The sequence below is a fragment of the Streptomyces sp. R-74717 genome, from assembly GCF_047305335.1.
Taxonomy (GTDB): Bacteria; Actinomycetota; Actinomycetes; order Streptomycetales; family Streptomycetaceae; genus Streptomyces; species Streptomyces atratus.
In genome coordinates this window covers 5,022,239-5,034,830 of sequence record NZ_CP102361.1, presented here as the reverse complement: position 1 = coordinate 5,034,830, position 12,592 = coordinate 5,022,239, and the positions used below count along the sequence as shown (strand labels likewise).

Annotated in this window: 13 protein-coding genes; 7 read left to right on the top strand and 6 right to left on the bottom strand. The window is 66.9% G+C overall.

Annotated features, from left to right (window positions below):
- Nucleotides 1–26: 26 nt before the first annotated feature.
- The 3 genes from NRF20_RS22980 to NRF20_RS22970 all read right to left on the bottom strand — a co-directional run bounded on the left by NRF20_RS22980 (nt 27) and on the right by NRF20_RS22970 (nt 2,836).
- Nucleotides 27–1,058, bottom strand: coding sequence for an alanine racemase (locus tag NRF20_RS22980; RefSeq protein WP_398628402.1), 1,032 nt, complete (start codon nt 1,056–1,058; stop codon nt 27–29).
- A 105-nt stretch (nt 1,059–1,163) separates the two neighbouring features.
- Entirely contained in the window at nt 1,164–2,282 is a 1,119-nt protein-coding gene (locus NRF20_RS22975; RefSeq protein WP_114245533.1) for a lipid II:glycine glycyltransferase FemX, read from the bottom strand.
- 239 nt (nt 2,283–2,521) lie between these two features.
- Nucleotides 2,522–2,836 carry a hypothetical protein gene (locus NRF20_RS22970; protein WP_266359794.1) on the bottom strand — a complete coding sequence of 105 codons (315 nt, stop codon included), beginning with the start codon at nt 2,834–2,836 and terminating at the stop codon, nt 2,522–2,524.
- A gap of 277 nt (nt 2,837–3,113) precedes the next feature.
- On the opposite strand from NRF20_RS22970, the gene rpsF reads away from it, so the two are divergent.
- The 4 genes from rpsF to rplI all read left to right on the top strand — a co-directional run bounded on the left by rpsF (nt 3,114) and on the right by rplI (nt 4,847).
- Nucleotides 3,114–3,404 carry a 30S ribosomal protein S6 gene (gene rpsF, locus NRF20_RS22965; protein ID WP_015609864.1) on the top strand — a complete coding sequence of 97 codons (291 nt, stop codon included), beginning with the start codon at nt 3,114–3,116 and terminating at the stop codon, nt 3,402–3,404.
- Between the two features lie 74 nt (nt 3,405–3,478).
- A complete protein-coding gene (locus tag NRF20_RS22960; protein WP_266359792.1) occupies nt 3,479–4,102 on the top strand; it encodes a single-stranded DNA-binding protein in 624 nt (207 codons plus the stop codon).
- Between the two features lie 43 nt (nt 4,103–4,145).
- Complete coding sequence (gene rpsR / locus NRF20_RS22955) at nt 4,146–4,382, top strand: 30S ribosomal protein S18 (protein WP_003967857.1); 237 nt, start codon at nt 4,146–4,148, stop codon at nt 4,380–4,382.
- A gap of 18 nt (nt 4,383–4,400) precedes the next feature.
- Nucleotides 4,401–4,847, top strand: a complete 447-nt coding sequence (gene rplI / locus NRF20_RS22950) for a 50S ribosomal protein L9 (protein ID WP_093895069.1) — start codon at nt 4,401–4,403, stop codon at nt 4,845–4,847.
- 90 nt (nt 4,848–4,937) lie between these two features.
- Here rplI and NRF20_RS22945 read toward each other — a convergent pair whose 3' ends face one another.
- On the bottom strand, nt 4,938–6,275 hold the full coding sequence (locus NRF20_RS22945) for an MATE family efflux transporter (protein ID WP_413753201.1): 1,338 nt from the start codon (nt 6,273–6,275) through the stop codon (nt 4,938–4,940).
- A gap of 459 nt (nt 6,276–6,734) precedes the next feature.
- On the opposite strand from NRF20_RS22945, the gene dnaB reads away from it, so the two are divergent.
- Nucleotides 6,735–8,213 (top strand): replicative DNA helicase, encoded by a 1,479-nt coding sequence (gene dnaB / locus NRF20_RS22940; RefSeq protein WP_266359788.1) that lies wholly within the window; start codon nt 6,735–6,737, stop codon nt 8,211–8,213.
- 201 nt (nt 8,214–8,414) lie between these two features.
- Entirely contained in the window at nt 8,415–9,119 is a 705-nt protein-coding gene (locus tag NRF20_RS22935) for a TnsA-like heteromeric transposase endonuclease subunit (protein WP_398628404.1), read from the top strand.
- A gap of 617 nt (nt 9,120–9,736) precedes the next feature.
- On the opposite strand, the gene NRF20_RS22930 is transcribed toward NRF20_RS22935, so the two are convergent.
- Complete coding sequence (locus NRF20_RS22930) at nt 9,737–10,846, bottom strand: FAD-dependent oxidoreductase (RefSeq protein WP_413753200.1); 1,110 nt, start codon at nt 10,844–10,846, stop codon at nt 9,737–9,739.
- A gap of 71 nt (nt 10,847–10,917) precedes the next feature.
- Between NRF20_RS22930 and NRF20_RS22925 the strand changes: the two genes are divergently transcribed.
- Nucleotides 10,918–11,598 carry a TetR/AcrR family transcriptional regulator gene (locus NRF20_RS22925; protein ID WP_398628406.1) on the top strand — a complete coding sequence of 227 codons (681 nt, stop codon included), beginning with the start codon at nt 10,918–10,920 and terminating at the stop codon, nt 11,596–11,598.
- 378 nt (nt 11,599–11,976) lie between these two features.
- Here the strand turns inward: NRF20_RS22925 and NRF20_RS22920 are convergent, their stop codons facing one another.
- Nucleotides 11,977–12,576 (bottom strand): TetR/AcrR family transcriptional regulator, encoded by a 600-nt coding sequence (locus NRF20_RS22920; RefSeq protein ID WP_398628407.1) that lies wholly within the window; start codon nt 12,574–12,576, stop codon nt 11,977–11,979.
- Between the last annotated feature and the right edge of the window lie 16 nt (nt 12,577–12,592).

Sequence of the window (12,592 nt, the reverse complement as noted above, 5' to 3'; positions counted from 1 at the left end):
CCCCCCTGAAGAGCGTCTCGGCGCCCCTACCGGTCGACGAGGCGGTCGAACTGGGTGGTCGTGTGGCGCAGATGGGCCACCAGCTCGTCGCCGACCTTCGGCTCCTGCGCGTCCGAGGGGACGAACAGGATCGACACCTGCATGTGCGGCGGTTCGGCGAACCAGCGCTGCTTGCCGGCCCAGACGAACGGCGACAGGTTGCGGTTGACGGTGGCCAGGCCCGCGCGGGCGACACCCTTGGCACGCGGCATCACACCGTGCAGGGCCTTCGGGGCCTCCAGGCCCACACCGTGCGACGTACCGCCGGCGACGACCACCAGCCAGCCGTCCGAGGTGGCCTTCTGCTGGCGGTAGCCGAAACGGTCACCCTTGACGACGCGCGTGACGTCCAGAACGGCGCCCCGGTACTCCGTCGCCTCATGGTCGCCGAGCCACAGCCGGGTGCCGATGCGGGCGCGGAAACGGGTCTGCGGGAACTGCTGCTGGAGCCGGCCCAGCTCCTCGGCGCGCAGATGGCTGACGAACATGGTGTGCAGCGGCAGCCGGGCCGCGCGCAGCCGGTCCATCCAGCCGATGACTTCCTCGACCGCGTCCGAGCCGTCCGTGCGGTCCAGCGGCAGGTGCAGGGCGAAGCCTTCGAGGCGTACGTCCTCGATGGCGGCGTGCAGTTGCCCGAGCTCCTCCTCCTTGACACCGTGGCGCTTCATCGAGCTCATGCACTCGATGACGACCCGTGCGCCCACCAGGGCGTGCACGCCGTCCACGGAGGAGACGGACCGGATGACACGGTCGGGCAGCGGCACCGGCTCCTCGCCCCGGCGGAACGGGGTGAGGACCAGCAGATCGCCGCTGAACCAGTCCTTTATGCGGGCCGCCTCATAGGTGGTGCCGACGGCGAGCATGTCGGAACCGAAGCGGATGGCCTCGTCGGCGAGCCGCTCGTGACCGAAGCCGTATCCGTTGCCCTTGCAGACCGGGACGAGGCCGGGGAACTGGTCGAGGACGGATTTTTGGTGCGCCCGCCAGCGCGCGGTGTCGACGTAGAGGGAGAGCGCCATGGCCGGTCCGGAACCCTTCTGGTGGCTGCGGTGTGTGGGAGGTGTGCGGAGTCGAAGTCCCCATTGAAACGAATGAAGCCGGTTTCGTCAGCGGGACGACGCGTATCAGCGGCGCGACATGTAGATGTCGAGCGCCTTGTGTAGCAGCTTGTTGAGCGGGAAGTCCCACTCGCCGATGTACTCGACGGCTTCGCCGCCGGTACCGACCTTGAACTGGATCAGGCCGAAGAGGTGGTCCGTCTCGTCGAGTGAGTCGCTGATACCGCGCAGGTCGTAGACGGTCGCGCCCATCGCGTACGAGTCGCGCAGCATGCGCCACTGCATCGCGTTCGAGGGCCGGACCTCGCGCCCGATGTTGTCGGACGCGCCGTACGAGTACCAGACGTGGCCACCGACGACGAGCATCGTCGCTGCGGACAGGTTCACGCCGTTGTGCCGTGCGAAATAGAGCCGCATGCGGTTGGGGTCCTCGGAATTGAGCACCGTCCACATGCGCTGGAAATAAGAGAGCGGGCGCGGCCGGAAGTGGTCGCGGACCGCGGTGATCTCGTACAGCCGCTGCCATTCGGCGAGGTCCTCGTAACTGCCCTGGACGACCTCGACGCCGGCCTTCTCGGCCTTCTTGATGTTGCGTCGCCACAGCTGGTTGAAGCCCTTGAGGACGTCTTCGAGCGACCGGTTGGCCAGCGGGACCTGGAAGACATAGCGCGGCTGTACGTCACCGAATCCGGCGCCGCCGTCCTCGCCCTGCTGCCAGCCCATCTTCCGCAGCCGGTCCGAGACTTCGAAGGCGCGCGGCTCGATGTGGGTGGCCTCGACATCGCGCAGGCGCTTCACATCGGGGTCCTGGATACCGGACTTGATGGCGGCCGCGTCCCAGCGGCGGATGACGACCGGCGGGCCCATCTTCACGGAGAAGGCACCCTGCTGCTTGAGATGAGCCAGCATCGGCTGCAGCCAGTCGTCCAGGTTTGGGGCGTGCCAGTTGATGACCGGGCCCTCGGGAAGGTACGCGAGGTACCGCTTGATCTTGGGCAGCTGGCGGTACAGCACCAGACCGGCACCGACCAACTCGCCGCTCTTGTCGAACCATCCCAGATTCTCAGAGCGCCATTCGGTCTTCACATCAGCCCACGCCGGGACCTGGCAGTGACTCGCCGCAGGCAGATTCTGGATGTACGCCAGATGCTGCTCTCGGCTGATGGTCCTCAGGGTCAGGCTCATGCGGGGCGCTCCTCGGCAGGTGTGTCCCCATCGGTCAGGGGCTCCGGCTCTCGCGCCGAAGCCTACTGCGACCGGGGAGCGCGCCGTCTGGCCCTATGGGACCTTGACGGTCCGTCCCGCCGGGACCCGAATGGCCCCGTCCTTGTACGGGGAGCGGCGCCAAGTCCCTGAACGGGTTCCTCGCGCCGGGCCCGTGCGTCCGGCTATGTCTGGTTGTGCCTGGTTGTGTCTGTCTCGAATCAGCCCACCACGCCGCCGAAGAGGCCGCCGTGGGCCATGCCGAGGAAGAACCCGATGGCGGATGCGCCCAGGCCGATGATCAGCGGGAACCTCTCGCGCGTGGTCACCGAGACGTACTGCCCGTACGCAGCCGTGAGGATCCCGATGAGTCCGGCCCACGAACTGATCAGATGCAGGCTGTGGAACATCGCCGTCACGAAGGCGAGCGCACCGAGGACCAGAGTCACCGCCACCAGGGCTTCCTGGAGTGGATGGGTCTTGCCGTCCGTGGCGAGAAGGGAGACGGGAGGACGGGGTCGAATTGCCTGTGCCATGGAGTACCTCCTGGCCGAAAGGCGGCGCATCGTGGCGCCGCTCACACCCGATGTGTACAGATTGCGTCTCCTGAGCACCGGATTTCAACCGGAAGCCGGTGTGCGGGTAGTCTGTAACGTCTGCACCGGTGTCTGCCCAGGCCAGCACGTCGGCCCCTCTCGACAGAGGGTGCTGTCAGTGGCGGCTGTTTTACTCGGAGACACTGTTGCTTACGCATCACGACCCTCCTGCCACGGAACGACCGTGGCCGCTGAGTCCAAAGGAGGTGGGTTCCACATGCGTCACTACGAGGTGATGGTCATCCTCGACCCCGATCTCGAGGAGCGCGCTGTCTCCCCGCTGATCGAGAACTTCCTCTCCGTCGTCCGTGAGGGCAACGGAAAGGTTGAGAAGGTCGACACCTGGGGCCGTCGTCGTCTCGCTTACGAGATCAAGAAGAAGCCCGAGGGCATCTACTCGGTCATCGACCTGCAGGCCGAGCCTGCGGTCGTCAAGGAGCTCGACCGCCAGATGAACCTGAACGAGTCGGTCCTCCGGACCAAGGTCCTCCGTCCCGAGATCCACTGAGCATCTAGCTCAGCGGTCATCGGGTTCGAGTAGCAGCAAGCAGCCAGAAGCAATCCCCGCCGAGAGGTTCACCCATGGCAGGCGAGACCGTCATCACGGTCGTCGGCAATCTCGTCGACGACCCCGAGCTGCGCTTCACCCCGTCCGGTGCGGCGGTCGCGAAGTTCCGTGTCGCGTCCACTCCCCGCATCTTCGACCGGCAGACCAATGAGTGGAAGGACGGCGAAGGCCTGTTCCTCACCTGCTCGGTCTGGCGGCAGGCGGCGGAGAACGTCGCCGAGTCGCTTCAGCGAGGCATGCGCGTAGTCGTGCAGGGCCGGCTGAAGCAGCGGTCGTACGAAGACCGCGAGGGCGTCAAGCGCACGGTCTACGAGCTGGACGTCGAGGAAGTCGGCCCCAGCCTCAAGAACGCCACGGCCAAGGTCACCAAGACCACCGGTCGCGGTGGTCAGGGCGGCCAGGGTGGATATGGCGGCGGCCAGCAGGGCGGCGGCAACTGGGGCGGCGGTCCCGGTGGCGGTGGCCAGCAGGGTGGCGGCGGCGCTCCCGCCGACGACCCGTGGGCCACGAGCGCGCCTGCCGGCGGCCAGCAGGGCGGGGGTCAGCAGGGTGGCGGAGGCGGTTGGGGCGGAAGCTCCGGCGGCTCCGGCGGCTCCGGCGGCTCCGGCGGCGGCTACTCGGACGAGCCTCCCTTCTAGGGCAGCTCGTACTCCCACTTCTTGATCACACAGGAGAAACACCATGGCGAAGCCGCCTGTGCGCAAGCCTAAGAAGAAGGTCTGCGCGTTCTGCAAGGACAAGACCCAGTACGTGGACTACAAGGACACGAACATGCTGCGGAAGTTCATTTCCGACCGCGGCAAGATCCGTGCCCGCCGCGTGACCGGCAACTGCACGCAGCACCAGCGTGACGTCGCCACGGCAGTCAAGAACAGCCGTGAGATGGCGCTGCTGCCCTACACGTCCACCGCGCGATAAGGGAAGGGTGACCGAATCATGAAGATCATCCTCACCCACGAGGTCTCCGGCCTCGGTGCTGCGGGCGACGTCGTCGACGTCAAGGACGGGTACGCCCGTAACTACCTGGTTCCGCGTGGCTTTGCCATCCGCTGGACCAAGGGTGGCGAGAAGGACGTGGCGCAGATCCGCCGCGCCCGCAAGATCCACGAGATCGCCACGATCGAGCAGGCCAACGAGATCAAGACCAAGCTCGAGGCCGTGAAGGTCCGTCTGGCCGTTCGCTCCGGCGACGCCGGCCGTCTCTTCGGCTCCGTGACCCCGGCCGACATCGCCTCGGCGATCAAGGCTGCCGGTGGCCCCGACGTCGACAAGCGTCGCGTCGAGCTCGGCTCGCCGATCAAGACGCTCGGCGGACACCAGGTGTCCGTGCGTCTGCACCCCGAGGTCGCTGCGAAGCTCGGCATCGAGGTCGTTGCTGCCTAAGGGCACAGCTCACCAGAGCAGGTGAAGGGCCGTACCCCGTGGGGTACGGCCCTTTGCTGTTTCACGTGAAACGGGGCTCCGGCCGGTGGATCAGTGGGTGGCTCCGGTGACGATCCACTTGCCCGATCGGGTGCGCAGCCAGAGCGTCACCATGCGGACGGTCATCATCAGGGCCATCGCCCACCACAGCGCGGTCAGGCCGCCGCCGAACGCCGGCACCAGCAGGGCGACCGGGGCGAAGAGGGCCAGAGTGACGAGCATGGCCCAGGCCAAATACCGCCCGTCTCCGGCACCCATCAGCACTCCGTCCAGGACGAAGACCACGCCAGCGATCGGCTGGGACAGCGCCACCACAAGCAGTGCCGGGAACAGCGTGTCCTGAACGGACTGGTCGCCGGTGAACAGGGGTACGAACAACGGCCGGGCAAGGATGATCAGTGCCCCGAACGCCACCCCGGAAGCGCTGCCCCACTGCACCATGCGGCGGCATGCCTCGCGTGCGCCCTTGGCGTCATCGGCTCCCAGGTAGCGGCCGATGATGGCCTGCCCTGCAATGGCGATGGCGTCGAGGGCGAAGGCCATCAGGTTCCAGAGGGAGAGGATGATCTGGTGCGCGGCGATCTCGGTGTCGCCGAGGCGGGCGGCGACGGCTGTGGCGGTCATCAGCACGGCACGGAGCGACAGCGTACGGACCAGCAGCGGAACGCCTGCCTGGGCGCTGGCCTTGATGCCTTCGGCGTCGGGCCGCAGCGAGGCGCCGTGCCGACGTGCTCCCCGTACCACCACGATGAGATAAGCGGCGGCCATGGCGATCTGTGCGATCACCGTGCCCCAGGCCGATCCGGCGATGCCGAGCCCGGCGCCGTAGACGAGTCCTGCATTGAGGGCTCCGTTGGCCGCGAAGCCTCCGAGGGCGACATAGAGCGGGGTTCGGGTGTCCTGCAGGCCACGGAGTACACCGGTCGCGGCCATCACCACGAGCATGGCCGGGATGCCGAGGCTGGAGATCCTCAGATATGTGGTGGCGTAGGGGGCAGCGGTCTCGGAGGCACCGAAGACGTCCACGAGCCAGGGCGCTGTGGGGAGCGTGATGGCGACGACGAAGATGCCGAGCAGTAGGGCCAGCCAGATGCCGTCCATGCCCTGCCGGATCGCGGAGGCCAGATCGCCCGCTCCGACCCGCCTCGCCACTGCCGCGGTGGTGGCGTACGCGAGAAAGACGAAGACGCTGACGGCGGTGGTCAACAGGGCTGCGGCGACGGCCAGGCCGGCCAGCTGCGATGTGCCGAGATGGCCGACGATGGCACTGTCGACCATCACGAAGAGCGGCTCGGCGACGAGCGCGCCGAAGGCAGGGACGGCCAGCGAGATGATCTCGCGGTCGTGCCGTCGACGACTGGGCGGCAGAGGTGCCGGGGCCTGGATCACGAGGGCCAATCTAATCTTCCACAGGTAATGGATGCAATGCCTGTGTAGTCCTTACATTTGTTGCCACTCGGCATTCTCCCGTGCGCCGTTTGTCGTGATCTTGTGCTGACTGGGAAAGTTTTTCTCCCCCACAGCCCGTGGACGGAGAAACTCCAGGTCAGGGCCTTGATCGTGTGGGCGCTATGAGTTTGTCCACAGTGCTGTCCCCCGCTCCGTGCACAGGTTCTGCAGAGTTCTCCACAGCATCTGGTCCGTCGTCCACATGCCCTGTGGATAACCAGATTGGCTGACGGTGCTGAGCGGCCTACCGTGGTCCGGCGCCCGCACCCCGTTCCGGCCCTGGAACCCCGCAGAACTCGACGTGCCGGAACCGGAGTCGGGCGTCTTGTTTGTCGGTGCTGTGCCGTAAGAAAGAGTGGCATGGCGAGGTCCGCGGAGCGGACGGGAGGAGGTGGCCCGGTGAGCATTTCCGAGCCTTTGGACGACCCCTGGGCCGACACCGGTCCCAGCGACCGTCTGCCCGTTTCCCGCCAGCGCCGCGGCGAGGGCCGGGACCGCGGCGAGCAGCATGAACGCGGCAGGGAGAGCGGCGGGTGGGAGGGCGGTTCCCCCGGTTTCGAGCGGGTGCCGCCCCAGGACCTCGATGCCGAGCAGTCGGTCCTCGGCGGCATGCTCCTGTCCAAGGACGCCATCGCCGACGTCGTGGAAATCATCAAGGGACACGACTTCTACCGCCCCGCCCACGAGACCGTCTACCAAGCGATCCTCGACCTCTATGCCAAGGGGGAGCCGGCCGACCCGATCACGGTGGCGGCCGAACTGGTCAAACGCGGCGAGATCACCAAGGTGGGCGGAGCTCCGTATCTGCACACCCTCGTCCAGTCCGTGCCGACCGCGGCCAATGCTTCGTACTACGCGGAGATCGTCCACGAACGGGCGGTCCTCAGGCGGCTCGTCGAAGCCGGGACGAAGATCACGCAAATGGGATACGCGGCCGACGGCGACGTAGACGACATCGTGAACTCCGCGCAGGCCGAGATCTATGCCGTCACCGAGCAGCGCACCAGCGAGGACTACCTGCCGCTCGGCGACATCATGGAAGGCGCTCTCGACGAGATCGAGGCGATCGGTTCGCGCAGCGGTGAGATGACCGGGGTGCCGACCGGCTTCACCGACCTCGACGCCCTGACGAACGGCCTGCACCCGGGCCAGATGGTCGTCATCGCGGCCCGTCCGGCCATGGGTAAGTCCACTCTGGCGCTGGATTTCGCGCGGGCCTGTTCGATCAAGAGCAACCTGCCCAGCGTGATCTTCTCCCTCGAAATGGGGCGCAACGAGATCGCGATGCGACTGCTCTCGGCCGAGGCACGAGTGGCGCTGCACCACATGCGTTCCGGCACCATGACCGACGAGGACTGGACGCGCCTGGCCCGCCGGATGCCGGATGTCTCGGCCGCCCCCCTCTACATCGACGACTCCCCGAACCTCTCCATGATGGAGATCCGGGCGAAGTGCCGTCGGCTCAAGCAGCGCAACGACCTCAAGCTCGTGGTCATCGACTATCTGCAGCTGATGCAGTCCGGCGGCTCGAAGCGTGCCGAGAGCCGCCAGCAGGAGGTCTCGGACATGTCCCGAAACCTCAAGCTGCTCGCGAAGGAGCTGCAGCTCCCGGTCATCGCGCTCTCCCAGCTGAACCGTGGCCCCGAGCAGCGCACGGACAAGAAACCGATGGTCTCCGACCTGCGTGAATCCGGATCCATCGAGCAGGACGCCGACATGGTGATCCTGCTGCACCGCGAGGATGCCTACGAGAAGGAGTCCCCCCGCGCCGGCGAGGCCGACCTGATCGTCGCCAAGCACCGTAACGGCCCGACGGCGACGATCACCGTGGCCTTCCAGGGCCACTACTCGCGTTTCGTGGACATGGCACAGACCTGAGTGGGCGGCGTAGGGTCTCAAATTTCGCGGCACAATCTCAGCTCCGATGGCACATCGGTGGCACTTATGCCGTCTTTGTGAGACTCGCTGGTCGAAGCGTCCACCCTTTTGGGTGACAGGGATTCCGGCCCGCTCCGCCCACCGATGTTCCGCTGACACCCTTGGCTGCGCGGGTCATCGCCCGTGGGCCGGGGGTGTGCGATGGGCAGTGTCGCTGCGACGGTGAGCGTCCGTCAGCAGCGTGGTGTTCTCGTGGAGGACCGAGACTGGAGTACGGCACCTGTCGACCTTCTGCAGTCGGCTTGTCCGTGGCGGACGTTCCGCTGGTACAAGGGCCAGAAGCACTACTCTGGTACCTGCTGGTCGGCGACGATGCGCGACCACGTGATCTACGAGTCGCGCCTGGAACTGTCGCGCTTGCTCTTTGCCGACTTCGATCCGTCCGTACGCGGCATCGTGGCCCAGCCCTTCCTGCTCAAGACGGTGCTGGAGGGGAAGGTGCGTCGGCACATTCCGGACCATCTCCTGCTCACCGGGCGGGTGCCGGTGGTTTTCGACGTCAAGCCGTTGCATCGGTTGGCCAAGCCGGAGGTGGCGTTCACCTTCGACTGGACCCGGCGGGCGGTGGAATCGCGCGGATGGAAGTACGAGGTCTGGAGCGAGCCTCCGGCCGTGGAGCCGGGGAACATTCGGTTCCTGGCGGGTTACCGCAGGGACTGGCTGTTCAGCGATGATGCTCCGGAAGAGCTCCGGATGCGGATCTCGATGGGCTTCTTCTGGGACAAGTCACGGGGTGTCTGCCGAGCCATCCGGAGTCTCAAGTCCGCGCCGCCGTACACCACTTGCTCTGGACATAGGCTCTCGTCACCGATCTCGACCGGCCGCTCGGCCTTCAGCACATTCTGAGGAGGGCAGCGTGAGCAGGGCGGCGGCTCGAGTCGGAGTCGGTACGTGCTTCCGCTACGACGGGGAGACCGTCGAGGTGATGGAGATGGCTGCGACCGCGGCGGGCAACGAAGTGGTCTTGAAGGATGGTCACGGGCGGCTTCTGCGGCTGTCGCTCAAGGAACTGCTGTTCTCCGACCGCGCTGTGATCAGTCCTGACGGTCCGGGGCCGTCGGCGGACGACGAGGGCGAGATCGCCTCCGTAGTTCTCGGGCAGCTTGCCGAGCCGGAGAAGCGGAAGGTCCTGGAACGAGCTGAGCACGTTCGCGAGGTGCTGACGGGGTATCGGTCCGGCAGCCCCGAACTCGCACGCGACGGGGAACCTCGTTCCGAGTACTCGCCGGAGAGGCCGTTGGAGGTCAGATACGCGGCGAAGATCTCCGAACTCGGCGTGGGCTTGCGGACCTTGAAACGGTGGATCGCAGAGTTCCGGGGCCACGGGGAAGCCGGGCTCGCTCCCCGGAAGGGACCGACGCGGAAGTCGAAGATCGCGGTCGCTGACCCGTGGGTGGAGACCGCGGTGGAGGCCGTGATCGCGCTGGCTGGACGACCGGTTTCCTGGTCGTATTTGGTTACCTTCAGCCAGGTTGGAAGAATGCGAGCATTTTCTGGGCGGCGTCCGGCGACGTCAGCAATTCCTGCATGTCCGCGGACATCCGGGCGGCAGCGCTGGTGCGTTCGAACATCTCGCGTTCGTATTCTTTGACGGCGGCGGGAAAGTCGTCCGGGTGCGCGGCCAGCGCGAGACCGAGCAGGGCGCCGTCGAGCAGCGCCATGTTGGCGCCTTCTCCCACCGGCGGCATCAGGTGCGCGGCATCGCCGAGCAGCGTGACGCCTGGCGTCGACGGCCAGGTCAGGCCGACCGGGAGAGTGGTGATCGACCGCGGCACGATCGTGTCGTCGCAGGCCGCGATCAGCGCGGTGAACCGTGAGTCCCAGCCGGGGAGCAGGTCGATCAGCCGCGCCCGGGCGGCGGCCGGGTCGTCGAATGGGATCCCGCTGGTAGCGAACCAGTCCTCGGCGGTGTTATAGAAGCTGAGGCCGATGCGAACGCGGCCGTCGCCGTTGCGCTGCGCCGCCAGGGATAGTCCGTTGCCGAGCACCCAGTAGTTGCCGCGCCCGACCATCGCCGCGAGGTCGGGGTGCGTGCGGTCGATGTCGGGAATGTCGACCTCGACGACGTTCTGGCCTATATGCGCCGGGCGGGCGTCAGTAAGCAGCGCGCGGACCCGGGATTGCGCGCCGTCCGCGCCGACCAGCAGGTCATACGTCGCACTGCTGCCGTCGGCGAAGTGCAGCAGGCCGTTGTCGGCGGATTTGAACGCGTGCCCCCAGTGCACCACGTCTTCGGGGAGGGAATCCAGCAGCAGGCTGCGCAGATCGGCGCGGTCGACCTCGGGTCGCTCAAGCGGGGCGTCGTCGGGCGTGTCCTCCTGGAGCAGCAGGGTGCCATCCGGCTCGAGAAGGCGCATGTCCTGGCCTTCACCACGGGCAATCGCGTAGAACTGGTCGATCAGACCGGCCTCGCGCAGCGCCCGCTGGCCGGAGTGGATGTCGAGCATGCCGCCCTGACCGCGCGCATCGCGTGACGATTCACGTTCATACACGACGGAATCTATGCCGTTCACGTGCAGCACACGGGCGAGAGCCAGGCCGCCGAGGCCCGCTCCGACGATGGCAATGGTCACGGTTGCTTCCCCTTCGATACGCCGTACTGACCGATACACCGTATCGTCCGATGCGATGTATTGTTAGCGGCATGTTGGTGTGGGAGAGGCCGGAGCCACCGAATCGACCCGTGCCGGCCCCGTTGAGCCGGGAGCGGATCGTGCGAGCGGCGATCCAGCTGGCCGACGCGGACGGCCTGGACGCGGTGTCGCTGCGCAAGGTCGCCACTGCGCTGGACGTCCGTCCGATGCGGCTGTACGGCTACATCGCCAGCAAGGAGGAGTTGCTCGACCTCATGGTCGACGCCGTCCACGCCGAGATCCGGCCGGTCGGAGACGGCTGGCGGGAGGTGCTCCGGTCTCTTGCCGAAGCCACTCGGCACGCCGCTCACGAGCACGAATGGCTCGCCGATCTACTGGGTGGCCGACCCCAGCTCGGGCCGCACGCGCTGGCCAGTGGGGAGACTGTGGTGGCCGCACTGGGCGGCGTCGACGTGGACGCCATCATGCCGGTGGTCGCCGCAGTCAACGCGTACGCGATCGGCGCGGTGCGTCGGGAGGTCGCCGAGCGGCGTGCCGAGCGGGCCACCGGGATGGACGAGAAGCGTTGGCAGGCCTCACTTGGGCCCTATCTGGAGCGGACCTTCGCCACCGGCCGATTCCCCGCGCTGGCCACGGTGGTGCGCGATGCCGCCCACCTGGACGCCGACCACACCTTCCGGATCGGCCTCGACTTCCTGCTCGACGGCATTGAAGCCCGCATCTCAAATTGAAGCCCGCATCTCAAGGTGACGCGCGGCCGAAGGACCGGACCGGTACCGCCCATAGCGCCAGGTCGGCGCTGACGCGTTGAGACGACGCAACATCACCAAAGCGCGCGGAAACTGAAGAAATGCCACGGAACTGAGATTCCAGCCGCATCACATCCCTTGAGGCAACCCAGGAATCCGCTGGTCAGCTGAGATCAACATGTCACGCGATTTGAGACCCTACAGGCGGTCCTGCGGGGTCTCACGCACCATGTCGTGATCTCACGGCCGATGCCGTAAGGATGTCGAACCCACCATGGCATCACGTGAGACAGACTGAAGAACCGCAGGCCAGCCGTACTGCGGAGTTTCCCGGTCCCGGACGACCGGTGCGGGACGGGTTCAGGACGGCGGAATCACGCGCGTGACCACCGTCCCCACCAGCCGGTTCAAGGTGGCTTCGGCCTGGAGACCGTTCTCGGGGCCGATGAGAACGCCAGGCAGCGTGAAGTGCTCCAGCAGCAGGCCCGTCATGGCCAGGTAGAGCACCAGGAAAGCGTCCGCATCGCCCGGCAGGCCCGCCTCCTGGTGGAACCGGGCGCTCTCGTCGAAGTTGGCACGGAGAGGCCGCGTCAGCCGGTTGCGGAGCGCCGGTCGGCGAGTGGCCTCCAGGCGGAGTTCCAGCATGGCGAGGTAGCCGGTGCGGTCGTCCTCCATGCGCTGCACCAGCCATCGCATCAGGTCGGCGACCAGCTCACGCGAGGGCGTCGGGCGCATGGCCTCCTCGACCTTGGCCGGGTCCGGTGTCATTCGGACGGTGATACGGGCGGCCGCCTGCATGAACAGGTCGTCACGGTTGGCGAAGTAGTTGGACGACGTGCCCACCGGGACGCCGGCGCGTGCATCGACCGCGCGGAACGTGAGCCCTCGCGCGCCCTCGTCCGCCAGTACTTCGATGGCGGCATCGACGAGCGCTGTTCTGCGCTCGGGGTTCCTGACCATGCGTATGCCTTCCTTG